Source organism: Streptomyces sp. NPDC029041, from assembly GCF_040637515.1.
In the GTDB taxonomy this organism is placed as follows: domain Bacteria; phylum Actinomycetota; class Actinomycetes; order Streptomycetales; family Streptomycetaceae; genus Streptomyces.
In genome coordinates, this window is the sequence record NZ_JBEZWO010000009.1 from 1 (window position 1) to 21,890 (window position 21,890).

At 72.4% G+C, this 21,890-nt stretch carries 15 protein-coding genes and 3 pseudogenes; 4 read left to right on the top strand and 14 right to left on the bottom strand.

The annotated features are described in order from the left end of the window. From AB0F04_RS23845 to AB0F04_RS23875, 7 genes and pseudogenes are all read right to left on the bottom strand, one after another. Nucleotides 1–341 (bottom strand): annotated as a pseudogene (locus AB0F04_RS23845) (hypothetical protein); the annotation flags it as partial. A 40-nt stretch (nt 342–381) separates the two neighbouring features. Then, nucleotides 382–1,207, bottom strand: a pseudogene (locus AB0F04_RS23850) (universal stress protein). A gap of 171 nt (nt 1,208–1,378) precedes the next feature. Next, on the bottom strand, nt 1,379–1,621 hold the full coding sequence (locus AB0F04_RS23855) for a DUF397 domain-containing protein (protein WP_053668092.1): 243 nt from the start codon (nt 1,619–1,621) through the stop codon (nt 1,379–1,381). Between the two features lie 82 nt (nt 1,622–1,703). Beyond that, nucleotides 1,704–2,870, bottom strand: coding sequence for a thiolase domain-containing protein (locus AB0F04_RS23860; RefSeq protein WP_362044310.1), 1,167 nt, complete (start codon nt 2,868–2,870; stop codon nt 1,704–1,706). After that, nucleotides 2,867–3,931 carry a thiolase domain-containing protein gene (locus tag AB0F04_RS23865; RefSeq protein ID WP_362044312.1) on the bottom strand — a complete coding sequence of 355 codons (1,065 nt, stop codon included), beginning with the start codon at nt 3,929–3,931 and terminating at the stop codon, nt 2,867–2,869. The genes AB0F04_RS23860 and AB0F04_RS23865 overlap by 4 nt, the downstream gene beginning before the upstream one ends. After that, nucleotides 3,928–4,869: an OB-fold domain-containing protein gene (locus tag AB0F04_RS23870; protein WP_362044314.1), complete on the bottom strand. Its 942-nt coding sequence runs from the start codon at nt 4,867–4,869 to the stop codon at nt 3,928–3,930. The genes AB0F04_RS23865 and AB0F04_RS23870 overlap by 4 nt, the downstream gene beginning before the upstream one ends. Nucleotides 4,870–4,985: 116 nt before the next feature. Continuing rightward, nucleotides 4,986–5,786, bottom strand: coding sequence for a crotonase/enoyl-CoA hydratase family protein (locus AB0F04_RS23875; protein ID WP_362044316.1), 801 nt, complete (start codon nt 5,784–5,786; stop codon nt 4,986–4,988). Between the two features lie 174 nt (nt 5,787–5,960). Between AB0F04_RS23875 and AB0F04_RS23880 the strand changes: the two genes are divergently transcribed. Both AB0F04_RS23880 and AB0F04_RS23885 read left to right on the top strand, forming a co-directional pair. Next, nucleotides 5,961–7,580 carry an acyl-CoA synthetase gene (locus AB0F04_RS23880; protein WP_362044318.1) on the top strand — a complete coding sequence of 540 codons (1,620 nt, stop codon included), beginning with the start codon at nt 5,961–5,963 and terminating at the stop codon, nt 7,578–7,580. 117 nt (nt 7,581–7,697) lie between these two features. Beyond that, a complete protein-coding gene (locus AB0F04_RS23885) occupies nt 7,698–9,503 on the top strand; it encodes a sulfatase (protein WP_362044320.1) in 1,806 nt (601 codons plus the stop codon). On the opposite strand, the gene AB0F04_RS23890 is transcribed toward AB0F04_RS23885, so the two are convergent. The 3 genes and pseudogenes from AB0F04_RS23890 to AB0F04_RS23900 all read right to left on the bottom strand — a co-directional run bounded on the left by AB0F04_RS23890 (nt 9,475) and on the right by AB0F04_RS23900 (nt 12,692). Further along, complete coding sequence (locus AB0F04_RS23890) at nt 9,475–10,188, bottom strand: alpha/beta hydrolase (RefSeq protein ID WP_362044322.1); 714 nt, start codon at nt 10,186–10,188, stop codon at nt 9,475–9,477. The two genes, AB0F04_RS23885 and AB0F04_RS23890, sit on opposite strands and share 29 nt — an antisense overlap. Nucleotides 10,189–10,265: 77 nt before the next feature. After that, nucleotides 10,266–11,089 (bottom strand): annotated as a pseudogene (locus AB0F04_RS23895) (alpha/beta hydrolase); the annotation flags it as partial. 103 nt (nt 11,090–11,192) lie between these two features. Further along, nucleotides 11,193–12,692: an acyl-CoA synthetase gene (locus AB0F04_RS23900; protein WP_362044324.1), complete on the bottom strand. Its 1,500-nt coding sequence runs from the start codon at nt 12,690–12,692 to the stop codon at nt 11,193–11,195. Between the two features lie 188 nt (nt 12,693–12,880). On the opposite strand from AB0F04_RS23900, the gene AB0F04_RS23905 reads away from it, so the two are divergent. Next, nucleotides 12,881–15,319, top strand: coding sequence for a penicillin acylase family protein (locus AB0F04_RS23905; protein ID WP_362044326.1), 2,439 nt, complete (start codon nt 12,881–12,883; stop codon nt 15,317–15,319). Nucleotides 15,320–15,400: 81 nt separating this feature from the next. Here the strand turns inward: AB0F04_RS23905 and AB0F04_RS23910 are convergent, their stop codons facing one another. Together AB0F04_RS23910 and AB0F04_RS23915 are read right to left on the bottom strand one after the other, a co-directional pair. After that, nucleotides 15,401–16,951, bottom strand: a complete 1,551-nt coding sequence (locus tag AB0F04_RS23910) for an acyl-CoA synthetase (protein ID WP_362044328.1) — start codon at nt 16,949–16,951, stop codon at nt 15,401–15,403. Further along, nucleotides 16,948–18,060 (bottom strand): nitronate monooxygenase family protein, encoded by a 1,113-nt coding sequence (locus AB0F04_RS23915; protein ID WP_362044330.1) that lies wholly within the window; start codon nt 18,058–18,060, stop codon nt 16,948–16,950. The genes AB0F04_RS23910 and AB0F04_RS23915 overlap by 4 nt, the downstream gene beginning before the upstream one ends. Nucleotides 18,061–18,209: 149 nt before the next feature. Between AB0F04_RS23915 and AB0F04_RS23920 the strand changes: the two genes are divergently transcribed. Next, nucleotides 18,210–19,991, top strand: coding sequence for a serine hydrolase (locus tag AB0F04_RS23920; RefSeq protein WP_362044332.1), 1,782 nt, complete (start codon nt 18,210–18,212; stop codon nt 19,989–19,991). A 10-nt stretch (nt 19,992–20,001) separates the two neighbouring features. Here the strand turns inward: AB0F04_RS23920 and AB0F04_RS23925 are convergent, their stop codons facing one another. Then, a complete protein-coding gene (locus AB0F04_RS23925) occupies nt 20,002–20,193 on the bottom strand; it encodes a DUF2795 domain-containing protein (RefSeq protein ID WP_362044334.1) in 192 nt (63 codons plus the stop codon). Nucleotides 20,194–20,292: 99 nt separating this feature from the next. Continuing rightward, nucleotides 20,293–21,870 carry an NAD(P)/FAD-dependent oxidoreductase gene (locus AB0F04_RS23930; protein WP_362044336.1) on the bottom strand — a complete coding sequence of 526 codons (1,578 nt, stop codon included), beginning with the start codon at nt 21,868–21,870 and terminating at the stop codon, nt 20,293–20,295. Nucleotides 21,871–21,890 lie beyond the last annotated feature (20 nt).

The window sequence follows — 21,890 nt, forward strand, 5'->3', positions numbered from 1 at the left end:
CGCGCGGGGCGGGCGGCCGGGGGGGTGCGGACGGCCGCGAGCTGCTCGGCGTCGGCGGTGAATCCGGCAGCGTGCCGGTTGCCGGCGTGGGGGTGCGGCGCCGCACCCCGGTCGTCCGCGTCGACCACGTGACGGCCACGGGCGGAAGGCCGTGGAGTCTCGCCAAGGTCGTCGGCCCGGCTTCGCGTACTGGTCGGCAGGGCTTCGGGGTGGGCCCGGACCCAGGCGGTCAGGCCGGCTTCGTCGGTCAGGTCGTCGGCGACGCCGCCGTTGCCGTCGTGGCGGATGGTGAGGGCCAGGTCCAGGGCGAGCCGGGCGTCCCTGCTGATCGGTTCCCGCATGCGGCTAATGATAGGCCTGACCGTATCCATTACGGCCGGGTCAGTCCTCCGCGGGCGACGGCGGCACGGCGGCGACCGGGCTCACGGCGTGCGGCAGGACGGCATGGGTGACCGAGCCCAGCATGCGGACGGGTGAGAGCAGACGCCGCTTGTGGCGCCCCACGACCACGAGATCGGCGTCCCGGGAGGCCGCCACGAGGTGGCCTGCCGCGTCACCGGCCGACGGGAGCAGTTCGGTCGTCACTTCGGGGTGCCGGCATGTCCCCGGGCATCATCCAGGGCTGCGCGGGCCAGGGGTAGGCGGCGACCGCCTGGAGCCGGGCACCGCGCCGGGCGGCCTCGGCTAAGGCGAACTCGAGTGCGGCCTCGTCGGGGCCGTCCACCTTCAGGCCGACGACCACGCGCGAGCCGGGACCTTTCGGCGCCTCTCCGCCGGCCTCGCGTCCGGGCCGGGGCACCACCACGACGGGGCACTCGGCGTCGCGGGCGGCCGCCATGCCGGTGGAGCCGAGCAGCAGGCCGGCGAAGCCGCCGCGTCCCCGGGAGCCGAGGACCAGCAGCTGGGCCGTGGCGCCCAGTCCGGGCAGGACCGCGCCGGCCGCGCCCTCCAGGCCGACATACTCCGTGTCCGGCCGATCGGCACGCCCCTCCATATGAGCGCGGACCCGCTCGAGGACGGGGTCGGCCCGCTGGTCCGTGTGCAGGGCGGCGAGCACCTCGGACTGGTGCGCCCGGGGAGCGTACTGGCGGACGTGTGCCACGCGCAGGGGTGCCGCGCGTCGGCGGGCGGCGTCGGCGGCCCACTCCAGGGCACGCAGGCTGTCGTCCGAACCGTCGACTGCCGCGACGACGGGCAGGGTGTTCATGGGCTCGTCACCTCCGGGATCCGGCCGTCCTCTGGCGGGGCCGGCCTGACTCAGGCGGTGGCTCCGGGAAGACGTCTCCGGTCGCGTGTCCGGACATGCGGACGGAACACCCCCGGATCGGCCCTCGGGTCCCGGCCGTCCGGAACGGTCGCCCCGGCGGCGGCTTCGTCCTCAGGTGAGGTCGAACTCCCCTTCCCGCGCTCCCGACACGAACGCGCCCCACTCGGCGGGTGTGAAGATCAGCGAGGGGCTCTCCGGGCGGGCACTGTTGCGCATGGCGATGAAGCCTTCCACGAAGGCGATCTGGACATCCCCCCGCCCTCGGCTGCTGGACTGCCACTCGGCGTCTGTGAGGTCAAGCTCCGGCTTGTCCCAGCCTGTGAGCGGGCGCTGCTGGGTGGTGGTCTCGGCCACGTCCGTGCTCCTCCCGGTTCGTCGTCCGCGGCCAGCCTAGCGATCGTGTCCCACGGCCGACAGGGCACGTGAGAAGGACCTTTCAGGAGTCCGGGGGACGGTCGCCCACGAGCCACATCGAGAAGAACTGCGATCCGCCGCCGTAGGCGTGTCCGAGGACTCGGCGAGCCCCCTCCACCTGGTGGTCCCCGGCCTGCCCCCGTACCTGGAGCGCCGCTTCGGCGAAGCGGATCATGCCGGAGGCGCCGATGGGGTTGGTGGACAGCACACCGCCCGACATGTTGACGGGCAGGTCGCCGTCCAGTTCGGTCACGCCCGCCTCGGTGAGCTTCCAGCCCTCGCCCTCGCCGGCGAAGCCCAGGTTCTCCAGCCACATGGGTTCGTACCAGGAGAACGGCACGTAGATCTCGGCGCCGTCGATCTCGCGGCGGGGGTCGGTGATCCCGGCCTGCCGGTAGACGTCGGCGGCGCAGTCCTGTCCGGCCCGCGGGGAGACGAAGTCCTTGCCGGCGAAGAGGGTCGGTTCGCTGCGCATCGCACCGCCGAGCATCCAGGCGGGCGGTCGCGGGGCACGGGCGGCACCGGCGCGGTCGGTGAGGATCATGGCGCAGGCGCCGTCGGAGGAGGGGCAGGTCTCCGAGTAGCGGATCGGGTCCCACAGCATCGGCGAGGCCATGACCTTGTCGAGGGTGATGTCGTGTTCGTGCAGGTGGGCGTAGGGGTTCTTGAGCGCGTTGCGGCGGTCCTTGTAAGCGACGAGGGCGCCGATCGTCTCGGGCGCGCCGCTGCGGCGCATGTAGGCGCGGATGTGCGGTGCGAAGAACCCGCCGGCTCCGGCCAGCAGGGGCTGCTGGAAGGGGATGGGCAGGGACAGACCCCACATGGCGTTGGACTCGGACTGTTTTTCGAAGGCGAGGGTGAGAACGGTGCCGTGCACGCGGGCCGCGACGAGGTTCGCCGCGACGAGCGCGGTGGAACCGCCGACGGAACCGGCGGTGTGCACGCGGAGCATGGGTTTGCCGACGGCGCCGAGGGCGTCGGCGAGGTAGAGCTCCGGCATCATGACGCCCTCGAAGAAGTCGGGCGCCTTGCCGATGACGACGGCGTCGATGTCGGCCCAGGTCAACTCGGCATCCTGGAGGGCGCGTTGCGCCGCCTCCCGGACCAGTCCGGCGAGGGACACGTCCCGGCGGGCCGCGACGTGCCTGGTCTGGCCGATACCGACGACGGCCACGGGCTCCTTGCTCATCGGGGTTCCCCTTCGAGTACGGCGACCAGGTTCTGCTGGAGGCAGGGGCCGGAGGTGGCGTGGGCGAGGGCACGGTCGGACGCGCCGCGGTGGATGCGGGCGGCGGCCTCGCCGATGCGGATGAGGCCGGCCGCCATGATCGGGTGGGCGGCGAGCGCTCCGCCGGAGGGGTTCACGTCCACGTCGTCGCCCAGCCGGAGGGCCTTGCGCAGGACGATCTCCTGTGCGGTGAAGGGCGCGTGCAGTTCGGCGGTGTCGACGGGCCGCTCGAAGACCCCGGCCCGTTCGGCGGCCAGGCGGGTCGACGGCGAGTCGGTCAGGTCGCGCACGCCGAGGCCGTGCGCCTCGATGCGGTGGTCGATGCCGCGGATCCAGGCGGGACGTGCGCACAGTTCACGGGCGCGGTCCCCCGCCGCGAGGAGCACGGCCGCCGCACCGTCTCCGATGGGTGGACAGTCGCCGGTGCGCAGGGGCCGGACGAGGTAGTCGCCCTGCGGTACGGGGCCGCGCAGCTGTGCGTGCGGGTTGGTGCGCGCCGCCTCGCGGTTGCGTGCGGCGACGGCGGCGAGGGCGGGCTCGTCGGCATCACCGGCGTCGACGAGGGCCTGCGCCTGGAGGGCGGCGAGGGCCACGGAGTCGGGCCACAGGGGGGCCATGTAGTACGGGTCGAGCTGGCGGGTCAGGACGTCGCGGACCGAGCCGGGCGAGGACTTGCCGTACGAGTAGACGAGGGCGGTGTCGGCGTCGCCGGTGAGGAGTTTCGTCCATGCCTCGTACAGGGCCCAGGCGCCGTCCATCTCGACGTGCGACTCGGAGATCGGCGGCCAGGCGCCGACGCCGTCGAGGGCGAGGGTGAAGGAGAAGGCGCGTCCGGCGAGGTAGTCGCTGGAGCCGGAGCAGGTGAAGTCGATGTCGGCGGCCTTGAGGCCGGTCCGGTCGAGGACCTCGTGCAGGACCGGCATCAGCATCTCCACCTCGGAGGCTTCGTCGCTGGTGCGCCGGTGGTCGGTCTGGGCGAAGGCGACGACGGCGATCTCGCGGTCCCGCGGTGCGCTCGTCACAGCAGCTCCTTGTAGGTGTCGTAGTCCGCGTCGGGTTCGCCGGTGGGCCGGTAGTGGTCGGGGTAGCGGGCGCCCTCGGTCCAGACGGGTTCGACGCGCAGGCCCATGCGGACCTCGTCGTAGGGGATGCCGCCGATCCGTCCGTGCAGGGCCAGGCCGGCGCCGTCGAGGGCGATGTGGGCGTAGACGTAGGGCACCTCGATGTCGAGGTTCCTCGCTTTGATGTTGACGATGCAGAACGTGGTCACGGTGCCGCGCGGACCCACCTCGACCTGCTCGGACGTGGCGACCCCGCAGGTGGGGCACGCGCCCCTCGGGGGGACGTACACCTTGCGGCAGGACGGGCAGCGTTCGCCGACGGTCCGCCGGCCGGAGAGGGCGTTGATGTAGGCGGTCTGGGCGCGGCCGGGCGAGTAGGTGTAGTCGAGGCGGGCCTCGGCGACGATGCCGGTGACGGGGTCCTCGAACTCGCCCGTGTGTCCCGTGGGTTCGGCCCGGTGGCCGTCGTAGGGCTCGAAGCAGGCGATGTCGGTGATGGCGCCGGTGCGTTCGCCCGCCCAGCGGACGCGGACCCGCATGCCGGTGTGCACGGCGGCGGGGCCGGGGGCGTCGAGGGCGTGCAGGAGGGCGGTGTCGGCGCCGTCGAGGCGGACCAGGACCCAGGCGAAGGGCGTGCTGAGGGGCTGGCCGCGGCGGGGGGCGGGGTTCCAGGCCCAGGTGGTGACGGTGCCGGTGGGGGCGACCTCGACCAGGTCGCCCAGTTCCTCGGCGGTGCCGGGGTCGTACTCGACGGGCGGGACGAGAACGCGGCCGTCGCACGTCTTCACTCCGAGGACGACCCGTTCGCGCAGACCGGTCAGGAAGGCGCTCTGGACAGGGCCGAGGGAGCGGGTGAAGGGAAATTCGACGACGAGCGGCGCCTTGAGTACTGCGGACATCGAGGGCCTGCCTCCTTCGTGATCGGCGTGCACGGTGCGCCCCTCGGGGGCGCGGGGAACTGCGCGCTCAGCCACCGACGACCCGCAGCTCTTGACCGGCACAGGCCGGCGCAGCGCTACGCGCGCTTGTAGACGGGCGGCCGCTTCTCCGCGAAGGCGCGGGCGCCCTCCTTGGCGTCGGCGGTGCCGAAGACGGGCCAGCCGCGGGTCAGTTCGGCGGCGAGGCCGTCGGACTCGGTCATCTCGGCGGTCTCGTAGACGGACGCCTTGACGGCCTCGACGGCCAGCGGGCCGCAGGAGTTGATCTGTTCGGCGATCTCCAGCGCCCTGCTCAGTGCCGTGCCGTCGGGGACGACGTGGCCGACCAGGCCGATGGCGGCAGCCTCGCGGGCACTGTAGGCGCGGCCGGTGAGGAGCATCTCCAGGGCATGGGTTCGCGGGATCTGGCGTTGCAGCCGGACGGTGGAGCCGCCGATGGGGAACAGGCCACGCCTCACCTCGAACAGGCCGAAGGTGGCGGACTCGGCGGCGACGCGGATGTCGGTTCCCTGGAGCATCTCGGTGCCGCCTGCGACGCAGTGCCCCTCGACGGCGGCGATCACCGGCTTGCGCGGGCGGTGATGGCGCAGCATCGCCTTCCAGTGCAGGTCGGGGTCGGCTTTGAGCCGGTCCCGGTACTCCTCTCCGGCCATACCGTCCCCGGCGAGGGCCTTGAGGTCCATGCCGGAGCAGAACGCGCCGCCCGCGCCGGTGAGGACGATCGAGCGGACCGAGTCGTCCGCGTCGGCCTCCAGCCACCCGTCGTGGAGGCCGACGAGCATCGGCAGCGAGAGCGCGTTCCTGGCCTGCGGCCTGTTGAGCGTGAGCACCAGTGTGGCGCCTTCGCGCTGCACGGTGAGGTGTTCCGTCCCGCCCATGGCGAACTCCCCTCTCCTGGAACGAGAACAGGTTGCAGTAGGGCGGGTAGCACTTCAAGGGTTTTCTGACAGTCAGTCAGATTCTTTCGCGTGGGCCCTTCACACTTGGACCGCCCTTTGCTCTGATGACCGCGAACCGTCCGATGCCAGGCACGCCCGGGGTCAGGAGGAGCGGTGGAGTACAACCTTGCCGACCTGTTCGAGTCGGTCGTCGACGTCGTCCCCGGCCGTGAGGCGCTGGTGTACGCCGACCATCCCGGCACGGGCGCGGAGCGCCGCCTGACGTACGCGGAGCTGGACGCCGCGGCCAACCGCGTCGGCCACCATCTGCTCGACAGCGGGATACGCCCCGGTGAACACCTCGGGCTCCACCTCTACAACGGCGTGGAGTACCTGCAGACGGTGCTGGGCTGCCTGAAGGCACGGATCGTGCCGGTCAACGTCAACTACCGCTATGTCGAGGAGGAATTGGTCTACCTCTACCGGGACGCGGACCTGGTGGCGCTGGTCTTCGACGCCGAGTTCACGGACCGGGTGGCGGCGGCTCGGCCGCGAGCGGGGAAGCTGCGGCATCTGATCCGGGTGGGTGCTCCGGCGCCGGGGGCCGCGGAGGTGCCCTGCGTGGAGTTCACGCAGGCCGAGGCCGCCGGTTCGCCCGAGCGCGGCTTCCCGGCCCGTTCGGCCGACGACCTGTTCATCATCTACACCGGCGGCACGACCGGGATGCCCAAGGGCGTGATGTGGCGGCAGGAGGATCTGTTCTTCGCGGGCCTCGGCGGGGGCGCCCCGACCGGGGAGCCGGTGAAGAAGCCGGAGGAGCTCGCCGAGCGGGTCGCGGCGGGCGGTGCGGGGATCACCTTCTTCCCGACGCCTCCGCTCATGCACGGCACCTCCACGCTCACGGCGTTCATCGGCTTCAACTTCGGGCAACGGGTGGTGATCCACCGCAAGTTCGTGCCCGAGGAGGTGCTGCGGACCGTGGAGAAGGAGAGGGTCAGCAGCATCTCGCTGGTGGGCGACGCCATGCTGCGGCCTCTGATCGACGCGCTGAGCGGCCCGCTGCGGCACATCGACCGCTCGTCGCTGTTCAGCGTGTCGTCGTCCGGCGCGATCATGTCGGACACGGTGCGCCGGCAGTTCCGGGAGCTGGTGCCGAACGCCATGCTGCTGAACAACTTCGGCTCCTCGGAGTCGGGCTTCAACGGCACGGCGACCGAGGACTCCGGACCTGAGCGGGGCTTCCGGGTGCGGGTCAACACCCGTACTCAGGTGGTCGATCCGGGCACGTACGCGCCGGTGGCGCCCGGCGAGGTGGGCCGGATCGCGCAGTGCGGACATGTGCCGCTCGGCTACTACAACGACCCGGTCAAGACCGCCGCGACCTTCTTCGTCAGGGACGGTGAGCGGTGGGTGCTGCTCGGCGACATGGCCACCGTCGACGAGGAGGGCGTGGTCACCGTCCTGGGCCGCGGCTCGCAGTGCATCAACACCGGTGGCGAGAAGGTGTACCCGGAGGAGGTCGAGCAGGCCCTCAAGGCCCATCCGGACGTCTACGACGCGCTGGTGGCCGGGGTGCCGGACCCGCAGTGGGGTCACCACGTGGCGGCCGTGGTGCAGTTGCGCCGGGGTGCGGCGCGGCCGTCGCTGGAGGACATCCGGACGCACTGCCGTGACCGGCTGGCCGGCTACAAGATCCCTCGCCAGCTGGTGATCACCGAGTCGATCCGGCGGTCGCCGAGCGGCAAGGCGGACTACCGGTGGGCCCGGGAGGTGGCGGCGACGGCGGACGGGTGATTCTCCGGCCGGGGACATTGAACCTAAGGTGACGTGCGGACGTACTGGTGGTGGCAGGCGGGCCCGCCAGGGCTCTGTCCGGCATGCCATCGCAAGACCGCACGGAAGGACCACCGGGTGTCGCTCTTCACTCGCTCCCGTCAGCTTTCGGACGACACGGCCGAGGGCGGGGCGAAACCCGATGGAGACACCGGCACGGCGGATGCGGTGGACGGCACCGCCACCGACGACGCCGCTGAGAACGCCGCCCCGGCACCGCCCCCGGCGACGAAGCCCGGCTGGTTCGGCTGGCGGCACCGCTACCCTCGTGCGGCGCGGGGCGTCTCCCTCGGTACGACCGTGCTGGCCGGGGCCCTGGTGCTGTTCGCGCTGCTGGTGCCGAACCGTATCGAGGGCATCGAGTTCGCGTCGTTCGTCCGCATCCCCGCCGAGGGCGTGCTGCTCGCGGGCCTGCTGCTCGCTCTGCCGCCGAAGCCCCGCCGGATCACGTCGGTGGTCGCGGGGGCGTTCCTCGGGCTGCTCACGGCCTTGAAGTTCGTCGACATGGGCTTCTACCAGATCCTGGCCCGGCCGTTCGACCTGGCCCTGGACTGGATCCTGATCCAGAACGGCACGGACTTCCTGAGGGAGACGTTCGGGCGCACCGGCCAGGTGCTGGCCGTGGCCGGGGTGATCGTGCTGCTCGTCGCGCTGCTCGTCCTCACCACCCTGGCGGTGGTGCGGCTGACGAACCTGATGGTCCGGCACCGCCCGGTCGCGGGCCGAACGATCCTGATCCTCGGCACGGCGTGGATCACCTGCATGACGCTGGGCGTGCAGATCGGCACCGTGCCGGTCGCCACCAAGGGCAACGCCGAGCTCGTGGGCAACCGGGTGGAGCAGGTGCGCGCGGGGCTGCGGGACGCCCGGGTCTTCGACAAGCAGGCCTCGGTGGACGCCTTCGCGAAGACACCGCCCGACCAGCTGCTCACCGGGCTGCGCGGCAAGGACGTGCTGTTCACGTTCATCGAGAGCTACGGCAGGGTCGCGATCGACGACCCGGCGATGGCGCAGCAGACCGACGCCGTGCTCACTGAGGGCACCGGCAGGCTGAAGGCGGCCGGTTTCCAGTCGCGCAGCGGCTGGCTGCAGTCGCCGGTGACGGGCGCGGGCAGCTGGCTCGCCCACTCGACGTTCCTGTCCGGCCTGTGGATCAAGAACCAGCAGCGCTACCGCAGTCTGACCACGAGCGACCGCATGACCCTGACCAAGTACTTCGGCAAGACGGGTGCCTGGCGGACCGTCGGCATCGTGCCGGGTGTGCGGCGGGCCTGGCCGGAGGGGAAGTTCTTCGGTCTCGACCACATCTACGACTCCGAACACCTCGGCTACCACGGCCCGTACTTCAGCTGGACGCCCGTGCCCGACCAGTTCAGCCTGGAGGCCTTCCAACGGCTGGAGCACGGCAAGAAGGACCGCGAGCCGATCATGGCGGAGATCATCCTGGCCTCCAGCCACAACCCCTGGTCGCCCATCGCCCACATGATCGACTGGAACGACCTCGGCGACGGCTCGGTGTTCCACCGGATCAAGAAGGAGGGCACCGACCCCACGGAGGTCTGGAAGGACCCGCAGAAGGTGCGTGCCGAGTACCGCAAGGCCATCGAGTACTCGATCCGCAGCCTCACCGAGTGGGTCGAGCGCTACGGCGACGACGACACGGTGCTGGTCTTCCTCGGCGACCACCAGCCGGTGCCCACCGTCCTGGCCGGGGACACCGGCAAGGACGTGCCGGTGACGATCGTCGCCCACGACAAGAAGGTCCTGGACCGGGTCGCCGACTGGGGCTGGACGGACGGTCTCAAGCCGGCCGCGGACGCGCCCCGGTGGGGCATGGACACCTTCCGCGACCGCTTCATGACGGCGTACGGTCCGCGGGGCTGAGGAACGCCTCGACCGCTGCGAGGAACTCCTCCGGACGCGTCTCGTGCACGAGGTGACCCGCGTCGAGGGTGATGTGCCGGGCGTCGGGGAGCACTTCCGCGAAGGCGGCGATCTGGCCCTGAGGGATCGGACTGCTGGGTCCGCCACCGATCAGCAGCGTGGGCATGGTGATCCGACCCATGTGGTCCCACCACACGGCATTCGGTGCGTTGCGCTGTCGGTCGGTGGCGAGGATCATCGCCCAGTCGTACGGCAGATTCCCATCGGGCCGTTCGGCGGGTGGGCGCGGCGGGTCCAGCGGGAAGGGCGCGGGCACGTCCTCCAGGACGAGTCGCCGTACGAGCTCCGGGCTGTGCTGGGCGAGCAGGTAGGCGACGACGCCGCCCAGCGAGTGGCCCACGACGTCGGCACGGTCGACTCCGAGTGTCCCGAGCAAGGCGTGGATGTCGTCACGCACGGTCGCGTACGCGTATTCACCGGGCCAGTCGCTGCGGCCGTGCCCGCGCAGGTCGGGGGCGTAGACGCGGCGCGGCGCGGCGGCCAGGGCAGGGGCGAGGTCCGCCCAGTCGGCGCCGTCGGCACCTCGGGCGTGCAGCAGGACGAGGGGCTGCGCGTCCGGCGGCCCCCAGACGCGGTAGGCCTGCGTGATGCCGTTCGCCTGCACGGTGCGCGGTGCTGTGTCCATGCGTGCACGGTAGGCGAGGTGGGCTGCGGCGCCGGGTCCGCTCTGCCGACAGCGAAGGGGCGTGCGGCCGAGGAGAAGAAGGCGGCCACGCTTCGCGTGAACCACGCCGGGTCGTCGTGCCAGGGGTCGTGTCCGGCTCCCGGCTGCACCGTGAACTCGGCATGGGGGAAGGGCTCCGCGGCACGGCGGGCGAGCGCCGGCCCCGGGCCTCCGTCGGCTTCGCCGGCGAGGACGAGCACGGGGGCCTTCACCCGGGCGAGCGCATCCCGTGTCGTGCTGGGGTCGTAGGCGCCGTCGGCACCGTAGTGACCCGCCGCGTCGTCGTTGGTCTCGGCCTCCTCGCGGTCGGCGTGGGCCCGGGCGGTGTCGTCCCAGCGTCCGTGGAAGAAGGGGAGGAACACGGGGTCGAAGTCACCCCTGCCGCCCAGCCAGGCCTCGAACGCCGGGAAGGCGTCCGCGAACCAGGGTTCCGACGCCCGCGACCGCGCCGCCGCAGCCGGTCCCCGGCCGTCGCCGGACACCCCAGCGCCCACGGCGTGGCGGTGATCAGCGCCAGCCGCCCCACCCGCTGCGGATACCGGGCCGCGTACAGCATGGCGAGACTCCCGCCCGCCGAGTGCGCGAGCAGGTCCATCCGCTCCAGGCCCAGGTGGAGCCGCAGCGCCTCGACGTCGTCCACGAGCCGGTCGCAGCGGTACGTCGCCGGGTCCGCCGGCAGCGCGGACTGCCCCGTGCCGCGCAGGTCGAGCAGTACCAGCCGTCGGTGGGCGTCCAGTCCGCCCAGGTTCCCGAGGTAGGCGGAGGCCCGCATGGGCCCGCCGGGGAACACGACGAGCGGCTCACCCTCGCCGCGCAGGTGGAAGGTGAGTCGGGTTCCGTCCGGGGCACTGAGGATCGGCATGCCGCCGATCCTGGTGTTCCGGGGCGGACCGGCACAACGGGGTTCCGGCAGCCGTCAGCTGTCAGCCGTCAGCCGTCAGCCGTCAGCCGTCAGCCGTCAGCCGTCAGCCGCCGAGCTCGTTCCTCAGCTCACGCTTGAGGATCTTCCCGCTGGCATTGCGCGGGAGTTCGTCCACGAACACCACCCGCTTCGGCGCCTTGAAGGAAGGCAGTTCCCGTCGGACATGGTCGATCAGTTCCGCTTCCGAGACCTCGCCCCGCGGCACGACGACGGCCGTCACCGCCTCGATCCAGCGCTCGTCCGGCAGGCCCACGACCGCCGCTTCGGCGACGCCGGGGTGGGTGTACAGCGCGTCCTCGACCTGCCGTGAGGCGATGACGACCCCGCCAGAGTTGATGACGTCCTTCACCCGGTCGACGATCGTGAAGTAGCCGTGCGCGTCGCGCACCGCGAGGTCGCCGGAGCGGAACCAGCCGTCGCGGAAGGCCTCGGCGGTCTCCTCGGGCTTGTCCCAGTAGCCCTCGCACAGTTGCGGGGAGCGGTAGACGACCTCGCCGGGGGTGCCGTCGGGTACGTCCTCGCCGTTCTCGTCGACCACGCGCGCGTCGACGAACAGCACCGGCCTGCCACAGGAGTCCATGCGGCCCTTGTGCTCGTCGGGTGCGAGGACCGTGGCCAGCGGGCCGATCTCGCTCTGGCCGAAGCAGTTGTAGAAGGCCAGGCCCGGCAGGCGCTCCCGCAGCCGTTCCAGCACCGGGACCGGCATGATCGACGCGCCGTAGTACGCCTTGCGCAGGCCGCTCAGGTCGCGGGTGGCGAAGTCGGGGCGGCCGGACAGGGCGATCCAGACGGTGGGCGGCGCGAACAGGCTGTCCACACGGCCCGCTTCGATCAGGTCGAAGAGCCGGTCGCCGTCGGGTGCGTCGAGGATGAGGTTCGTCGCGCCCACGGCGAGGTAGGGCAGCAGGAAGACGTGCATCTGCGCCGAGTGGTACAGCGGCAGGGAGTGCGCGGGGCGGTCGCCCGCACTGAGGTCGAGAGCCGTGATCGCGCTCAGGTACTCGTGCACCAGGGCCCGGTGCGTCATCATCGCGCCCTTGGGCAGGGCGGTCGTCCCCGAGGTGTAGAGCAGTTGCACGAGGTCCTCGGAACGCGGCTCGGGGCCCTCGTGGGCGGGTGCCCCGGGCAGCCGTGCGAGCAGCGAGTCGTCGGCGTCGCGCAGCGGCAACGTCCCTACTCCGCTCGGCAGTTGCGCCGCCAGGTCCGGGTCGGTGAGGACCAGGGAACTGCCGGACTGGCCGACGACGTAGGCCAGGTCGTCGCCGGTGAGGTTCTGGTTGACGGGTACGTGCACCAGGCCCGCCCGGGCGCAGGCCAGGAAGGCGATCAGATAGGCGTCGGAGTTGTGGCCGAAGGCGCCGACCCGGTCCCCGGGAGCGAGCCCCTGGCCGAGGAGGACGCTCGCCGCGCGGGAGACGGCGGTGTCGAGTTCGTCGTACGTCCAGGTCCGCTCGGCGTACTCCACGGCGACGCGCGCCGGTGTGCGCCGGGCGCTGCGCCGCAGGACTCCGTCGACCGTGCTGCCATGTCCGGGCGTCGTCATGGCACATGATCCTCGGTCGGCCGTCCATGGAGGTCAAGGACCCCGGGGCGGGCCGGGAGCCGGGGCGCTGAACCGGCCGTGAGCAACCCCGCCGCGGCCGACGGCGTCCGGTGTCATGAAACCGGCGGACGTGCGAACCAGGTTCGTACACACGTCACTCCTTTCCCTCGACGATGTTGGAGGGCACGATGCGCAGCCGTCTGAGACGACTCGTTCTCGGGGCCACGGCCCTGTTCACCGCCGCGTCCGCGTTACCCGCGGCGGCCGCCACGACCCAGCAGCGAGCAGATCCACACCTTTCCGGCGACGGCCACTCCGCCGTCATCCGCTACACCGAGTACGGCATTCCGCACATCCTCGCGAAGAACTACGCCGACCTGGGCTTCGGCACGGGCTGGGCGCAGGCCGCGGACGAGGTGTGCACGCTCGCCGACGGGTTCGTGACGCTGCGGGGCGAGCGGTCCCGGTACTTCGGCGCCGAGACGCCCGCCGGCGGCGATCTCTCGGCGGCCAGGACCAACCTCACCAGCGACCTGTACTTCGGCGGGGTCCGCGAGAGCCGCACCGTGGAGAAGCTGCTCGCCGAGCCCGCGCCCGTCGGCCCCGGCCGTCAGGTGCGGGACATGATGCGCGGCTGGGCCGCCGGTTACAACGCCTGGCTGAAGCAGCGGAAGATCACGGATCCTGCCTGCGCGGGCGCGTCCTGGGTCCGGCCGGTCTCCGAACTGGACGTGGCGGCCCGGGGCCTGGCGATCGCCTCGATCTCCGGCGAGGGGCGGTTCGTGGAGACGATCACGGCCGCGCAGCCGCCGGCCGGAGCCACCACCGCCCCCGGCGCCCCGTCCGCCCGCACGCCGGGCGGCAAGGCCGCGGCCAAGGCCGTGGCGGACGCGGCGGAGGAGCTGTGGGGCGACCCCGGCATGGGCTCCAACGCGGTCGCCTTCCGCGGTGACACCACGGCGAACGGCCGGGGCCTGCTGCTGGGCAACCCGCACTACCCGTGGGACGGCGGGCGGCGGTTCTGGCAGTCGCAGCAGACGATCCCCGGCGAGCTGAACGTGTCCGGCGGTTCCCTGCTCGGCACCCCGGCGATCTCCATCGGGTTCAACGCACACGTGGCGTGGAGCCACACGGTCTCCACCGGCATTCCGGCCAACTTCCACCGGCTCACCCTCGATCCGGCCGATCCCACGACCTACCTGGTGGACGGCAGGCCGGAGCGCATGAGGAAGCGGACCGTGACGGTCGCGGTGAAGGACGGCGCGCCGGTCACCCGCACCCAGTGGTGGACCCGCTACGGCCCCGTCGTCACCTCCCTCAGCTCCCAGGTCCCGCTGCCGTGGACCGCCGGGACGGCCTACGCCCTCAACGATCCGAACGCGGCGAACCTCCGCTTCTCCGACACCTCGCTCGGTTTCGCCAAGGCGCGCAGCACGGCCGGCGTCCTCGCCTCCCTCGACCGGCACCAGGGCATCCCCTGGGTGAACACGCTCGCCGCCGACCGCGCGGGGCACTCCTTGTTCACCCAGTCCCAGGTACTGCCCCGCATCACCGACGAGCTGGCGCAGCGCTGCTCCACGGACCTCGGCAGGACCACGTACCCGGCGTCCGGGATCGCGATCCTCGACGGCTCGCGCGGCGACTGCGCGCTCGGCAGCGACCCCGGCGCCGTCGTGCCGGGGATCTTCGGCCCGTCGAGGATGCCGACGCTGAAGGACGCCCCGTACGCGGAGAACTCCAACGGCACCGCGTGGATGACCAACGCCGACCGGCCTCTCACCGGATACGAGCGGATCTTCGGCACGGTGGGCACCCAGCTCGGTCTGCGCACGCGCGGCGCGGTCGAGGACGTCGCGGCGATGGCGGACCGCGGCGGACTGACCGTGCGCGACCTGCAGCGGCAGCAGTTCGCCAACCGGGTGCCCGCGGGGGATCTCGCCGCCGACGACGTGGCACGGGCCTGCTCCGCGCTGCCCGGCGGTGCGGCGACGGGCAGCGACGGCACGACGGTCGACGTGTCGGCGGCCTGCGGGGTGCTGAAGGCGTGGGACCGCACCATGGACACCGGCAGCCGGGGAGCGCTGCTCTTCGACCGGTTCTGGCGCAGGCTCGAACAGGCCGTGCCCGCCGAGCGGTTGTGGAAGGTGCCGTTCTCGGCGGCGGACCCGGTCCGCACGCCGAACACGCTGAACACCCAGGCGGCCGGTTTCCCCGCCGCCCTCGCCGACGCGGTGGCCGAGCTGCGGAGTGCGGGCATCGCGCTCGACGCGCCGCTCGGCGCGCACCAGTTCGTGGTGCGCGGCGGTGAGCGCCTGCCCGTGCCGGGCGGCGCGGGGCGGCTCGGCGTGTGGAACGTGCTCGAGCCGACGTGGGACGCGGCCGGCGGCGGCTATACGGAGGTGCCGTTCGGGTCCAGTCATCTCCAGGCGGTCGGCTGGGACGGCAGCCGCTGTCCGGTGGCCCGCACGCTGCTGACGTACTCCCAGTCGTCGAACCCGAAGTCGCCGCACTTCGCCGACCAGACGCGGCTGTTCTCCGGTGAGAAGTGGGTGGCGTCGCGCTTCTGCGAGAAGGACATCGCGTCCTCGCCGAAGCTGAAGGTCGTGCGGGTGCACGAGCGTCGCTGACCCGTGCGGGGTGCCGTTCCCGTGGGGCGGCACCCCGCGTACGGCAGGCGCCGGAACCAGGGCGGCAGGAAGCCGGGCGGCTCACACCGGTCGGGTCCGGCCCTCCCAGTACGGCTCCCGCAGCCGCCGCTTGTACAGCTTGCCGTTGGGGTCGCGGGGCATCTCGGTGATGAAGTCGACGCTCCTGGGCCGCTTGTACCCGGCGAGCCGGTGGGCGCAGTGGTCGAGGAGGTCGGCCGCCAGGGCGGGCCCGGGCCGGTGCCCGGGGGCCGGTTCGACGACCGCCTTGACCTCCTCGCCCCAGTCGTCGTGCGGGATGCCGAAGACGGCGGCGTCGGCGACGGCGGGGTGGGCGAGCAGGGCCGACTCGATCTCGGCCGGGTAGATGTTGACGCCTCCGGAGATGATCAGGTCGATCTTGCGGTCGCGCAGGAAGAGGTAGCCGTCCTCGTCGAGGTGGCCCAGGTCGCCGACGGTGAAGAAGTCGCCGATGCGGTTGGTGCGGGTCTTGGCCTCGTCCTTGTGATACGAGAAGCCGCCGGTGGTCATCTTCATGTAGACGGTGCCGAGTTCACCGGGCGGCAGCCGGTTGCCGTCGTCGTCGAAGACCGCGAGCTCGCTGATGGGCCAGGCCTTGCCGACCGTGCCGGGCTTCTTCAGCCAGTCCTCGGCGGTGGCGAAGGCGCCGCCGCCCTCGCTGGCCGCGTAGTACTCCTCCACACAGGGGCCCCACCAGTCGAGCATGGCCCGCTTCACGTGGTCGGGGCAGGGCGCGGCACCGTGGATGGCGTGCCGCATGGAGGAGACGTCGTAGCGGTCCTTCACCTCGCCCGGCAGAGCCAGCAGACGGTGGAACTGGGTGGGGACCATGTGGGTGTGGGTGCAGCGGTGGGCGTCGATGAGCCGGAGCATCTCCTGGGGTGTCCACTTGTCCATGAGGACCAGCCGGTGGCCGATGTGCAGGGACGCGCCGGCGAACTGCAGGACGGCCGTGTGGTAGAGCGGCGAGCACACCAGGTGCACGTTGTCGTCGAACGGCCGGATGCCGAAGATGCCGAGGAAACCGCCGAGGTACGCCTCCTCCGGGGGTTTGCCGGGCAGCGGGCGGCGGATGCCGCGGGGGCGGCCGGTGGTGCCCGAGGTGTAGTTCATGACCCAGCCGAGCGTGCGGTCGGCGGGCGCCGACTCGGGCTGTCCGTCCAGGAGTTCGGCGTACGGGCGGAAGCCCTCGACCGTGCCGGCGGCGTACCGGTGGGTGGCCGGCAGGCCGGCCTCGTCGGCGGCGTGGCGGGCCGCTGCGGCGAAGCGCTCGTGGGCGAGGAGCACCTTGGCCCCGGAGTCGGAGACGATCCAGGCGATCTCCGGTCCGACGAGGTGGTGGTTGACGGGGACGAGGTAGAACCCGGCCTGGCTGGCGGCGAGATAGGCGGTGAGGAACTCGACGCCGTTGGGCAGGACCACCGCGAAGGTGTCGCCGCGTTCCAGTCCGGCCGCCCGCAGGCCGTGCACGAGCCGGTTGGCCGCGGCGTGCAGGCGTCCGGCGGTCCATTCCTCGCCGTCGGGCGCGACGAGTACCGTGCGGCCGGGAGCCTCGATGGCCTGGGCCCAGAAGCCCACGGGGGGTGTGCTCACGACTGTCCGCTCCTTCCGGCGATGCGGTTGACGCGGTCCACGGCCTGCTCGAAGCCGCGGGTGAGGTCGTCGAAGACGGCCCGGACGCTGCGTTCGCTGTTCATCCGGCCGACGATCTGGCCGACCGGGGTGCCCAGCAGCGGATCGACCTCGTACTTCTGGATGCGCGAGACGGCCTCCGCCACCAGCAGTCCCTGCAGGGGCATGGGCAGGGTGCCGGGCCCGGCCGGGTCCTCCCAGGCCTCGGTCCACTCGGTGCGCAACTGGCGGGCGGGCTTGCCGGTCAGTGCCCGGGAGCGGACGGTGTCGCCGGAGCCGGCCGCGAGGAGCTTGCGGGTCAGGGCGGGCGAATGGAGGTCCGCCTCGGTGGTGGTCAGCCACACGGAGCCCAGCCACACACCCTGGGCCCCCAGGGCGAGGGCGGCGGCCACCTGCTGCCCGCTGCCGATGCCGCCCGCGGCCAGGACGGGCAGCGGGGCGACGGCCTCGACGACCTCCGGAGTGAGCACCATGGAGGCGATCTCGCCGGTGTGTCCGCCCGCCTCGTAGCCCTGCGCCACGACGATGTCGATCCCGGCGTCCCGGTGCTTGCGGGCGTGCCGGGCGCTGCCCGCGAGGGCGGCGACGAGGACGTCCTGGTCGTGGGCGCGGGCGATGACGTCGGCGGGCGGGGAGCCGAGGGCATTGGCGAGGAGCCGGATCGGGTAGTCGAAGGCGACGTCCAGCTGGCTGCGGGCGACCTGCTCCATCCAGCCGGTGATGCGCCATCCGGACGCCTCGCCCTCGGCGAGTTCGGGCACACCGTGTTTGGCGAGGGTGTCCCGGACGAACTGCCGGTGCCCGTCGGGGATCATCGCCTCGACATCGGCTTCCGTCACGCCCTCGACCTTCTTCGCCGGCATCACGACGTCCAGCCCGTACGGCCTGCCGTCGACGTGAGCCTCGATCCAGTCCAGGTCGCGCTTGAGTTCGTCGGGGGCGGTGTAGCGGACCGCGCCGAGCACGCCGAAGCCACCGGCCCGGCTGATGGCCGCGGCGACGGCGGGGAACGGCGTGAAGCCGAAGACGGCGTGCTCGATTCCCAGGGTCTGGCTCAGCTCCGTCTGCATGGGCGCAGGATGCCGGAGTCCCCCGGAGGACGGAAGAGGTTTTCTGATGCTCCGTCGGATCGGTTCGGGGTTCTCCGCCGGATTCACGGCGGCGCCCGGGGGACATACTTCCCGGGACATGCGAGGCGGTCGATGCGAAGGGATGCGCGGTGACCGGCAGAGCGGCGAACGGCGGACCGACCCGGCGTCAACTGGCCCGAGCGGGCGTGGCCCTGGGCGGTGCGCTCGCCCTCGCCCCGCTGCCCGCGGGACCCGCCGAGGCCGCTCCGGCAGGGAGCGGCAGCCGCCCCACCCTGCGGCACGGCTCCGCCGCACGCGCCGGGCTGCTCCCCTCCCATCTGCGCCGGCTCGTCGCCGACGCGGAGACGTTCCTGGCCCCCTCCCCCGAGCACCCCTGGTACGCGGGCGCCGTCCTGCTCGCCGGACGCGGCGGCACCGTCGCGCTGCACCGGCCGATCGGCATGGCGGTGCGCTACCGGGCCTACGACGAGGAGACCGACACGGGCGTCGAGTTCCCGCCCGGCGAGCAGATCCCCATGGCCGAGGACACCGTCTTCGACCTGGCGTCGGTGTCGAAGCTGTTCACCTCGATCCTCGCCGTGCAGCAGATCGAGCGGGGCGCACTGGGGCTGGAGGCGAAGGTCTCCTCGTACCTGCCGGACTTCGCCCGGGCGGGCAAGCAGGACATCACGATCCGTCAGCTCCTCACGCACACCTCCGGGTTCCGTGCCTGGATCCCGCTGTACAGCGCGCCGACCTACGAGGAGAAGCTCCAGCGCATCTGGGACGAGCAGCCGGTCGGCGCGCCGGGCACGGCGTACCTGTACTCGGACCTGAACCTCATCTCGCTCCAGCTCGTCCTGGAACGGATCACGGGCCGCACCCTGGACACCCTCCTGCGCGACGAGATCACCGCGCCGCTCGGCATGCGCCGCACCCGCTACAACCCGCCCGCGTCCTGGCGGCCGAAGATCGCTGCCACGGAGGACGCGCGCGCACCGTGGTCCGGCCTCGACCGGGGCCTGGTGTGGGGCGAGGTGCACGACGAGAACGCCTTCGCCCTGGGTGGCGTCGCGGGTCACGCGGGTGTGTTCTCCGACGCGTGGGACCTCGCGGTCCTCGGCCGTACGCTGCTCAACGGCGGCGTCTACGGGCGGGCCCGGATCCTGAGCCCGGAGTCGGTGGAGCTGATGTTCACCGACTTCAACACCGCCTTCCCCGGGGACGAGCACGGCCTCGGCTTCGAGCTGTACCAGCACTGGTACATGGGTGCGATGGCCACGCCGCGCACGGCCGGGCACACCGGTTTCACGGGCACCTCACTGGTGCTCGACCCGACGACGGACTCGTTCCTGATCGTCCTCGGCAACTCGGTCCACCCGGTGCGGAGCTGGCGTTCCGGTTCGGCCCCCAGGGTCGCCGCGGCGAACCACATGGCGCGGGCCGTACCGGTCCGGCCGGCGCGGGGGCGCACGGCCTGGTTCTCCGGGATGGCGGTCTCCGCCACGGCCACGCTCGCCCTCCCCGCCCTCGACACGTCCTCCGGCGGGGCCCGGCTGCGCTGCGGCCTGTGGTGGGACACCGAGCCGCGGGCCGACGCCCTGTTCCTCGAGGGGACGACCGACGGCGGCACGACCTGGCATCCGCTGCCCTTCACCACGTCCCGCCGGGGCGAGGAGCCCCGGCAGCACCCGTCGGGCTCGGTCACCGGCTGGTCCGGCCGCGTCCGGCACCGGCTCACCGCCGGCCTGCCCGCGGCGCGGCACCTCGTCCTGCGCTGGCGGTACACCACGGACCGGCTGTACGTCGGCCGCGGCGGCTATCTGGACGGCCTGCGCGTCGATTCGGCCGACGGCGTCCTGTTCGACGAGGCGCGTCCGGCGGACGCGTCGCGCCTCGACGCGGTGGGGTGGACGCCGTCGGCCGACTGAGGCGGCCGGGTCACTGGTTGAAGACGGCCTTCTGCACCTCGTTCGGTCCGTCGAAGCGGTCCTCCTTCAGGTGGTCGAGGGTGCTGACGACTTTCTCGTCGGCGTGGTTGCTGCGGGCACGTTCCACCAGGTGCTGCTTGTCGGTGGGGTAGTCCATGCCCTTGAGGGCCTTCTGGAGGTCGGTCGGGCTCAGCTCGGCCATGAGAGCCTCCCGTGGGGGGTGGTGCGGCCGTCCGCGCGGGGCGGCCGGCTGGTTCGGACTTCTTCGTCCTGTCGGAGTGCCCCGCGACGGGGGTGCGATTCAGCCGATCGCGCTTTCCAGAACCGCCATCGCCGCATTGTGTCCCGGCACCCCGCTGACCCCGCCCCCGCGCACCGCGCCCGCCCCGCACAGCAGCACGTTCGCGTGGCCGGTCTCCACGCCCCAGCGGCCGGTGCCGTCCTGGGCGTAGGGCCAGCTCAGCTCGCGGTGGAAGATGTTGCCGCCGGGCAGCCCGAGGTCCCGCTCCAGGTCGAGCGGGGTCCTGGCCTCGATACAGGGCCGTCCGTCCGCGTCGGTGGCCAGGCAGTCGGCGAGGGGTTCGGCCAGGTGGGCGTCGAGCTGGGCGAGGGTGGATTTCAGCAGGTCCTCGCGTACGGCGTCGTTGTCCCGCTCGAACAGGCGGGCCGGGGTGTGCAGGCCGAAGAGGGTGAGCGTCTGGTAGCCCTGCGCGGCCAGGCCGGGGCCGAGGATGGTCGGGTCGGTGAGCGAGTGGCAGTAGATCTCGGAGGGCGGCGCGGCGGGCAGGTGTCCGGCGGCGGCCTGGGCGTGGGCGGTGGCCAGTTGCTCGTAGCTCTCGGCGATGTGGAAGGTGCCGGCGAAGGCCTCGCGCGGGTCGACGGCGCTGTCGCGCAGCCGGGGCAGCCGCTTCAGCAGCATGTTCACCTTCAGCTGCGCACCCTCGGCGGGCGCCGGCGGCGTGTCGCCGGTCAGTTCCGCCAGGGCCCGCGGTGAGGCGTTCACCAGGACGTGCCGGGCGGCGACGGTGCCCTCGCCGTCCGCTGCGCGGTACGTGACCTCTGCGGTCCGGCCGTCCGTGGCGATGCGCAGCGCCTCGTGGCCGGTGGCGAGGACCGCTCCCGCCGCGCGGGCGGCGTCGGCGAGGGCGTCGGTGAGCGCGCCCATGCCGCCGACCGGCACGTCCCAGTCGCCGGTGCCGCCGCCGATCACGTGGTAGAGGAAGCAGCGGTTCTGCTTCAGGGAGGGGTCGTGGGCGTCGGCGAAGGTGCCGATGAGAGCGTCGGTGAGGACGACACCGCGCACCAGGTCGTCCTGGAAGTGCTCCTCCACGGCGGCACCGATCGGCTCCTCGAACAGCATCCGCCAGGTCTCCTCGTCGTCGAGGCGGTGGCGCAGCTCCTCGCGTGCGGGCAGCGGTTCCGTGAGGGTCGGGAAGATGCGCCGGGCGGCGCGGCCGGTCCTGCCGTAGAACTCCTGCCAGGACCGGTACTCGCGGTCGGAGCCGGTGAGCCGGGCGAACGCCTCCCTGGTGCGGCGCTCGCCGCCGCCGACGAGGAGTCCGGTGGGCCGGCCGTCGCGTTCGGCGGGTGTGTAGGAGGAGACGGTACGGGTGCGGACCCGGAAGTCCAGCCCGAGATCCCGGACGATCTTCTTCGGCAGCAGGCTGACCAGGTACGAGTAGCGGGACAGCCGGGCGTCGACCCCGGTGAAGGGCCGGGTGGACACCGCCGCGCCGCCCGTGTGGTCCAGCCGCTCCAGGATCAGCACGGAGCGCCCGGCGCGGGCCAGATAGGCGGCGGCGACCAGGCCGTTGTGGCCGCCGCCGACGATGACGGCGTCGTACGTCCGGTTGGTGCGGGGTCCCTCGGGTGCGGTCATGGTTCTTGGTAACACGGGGT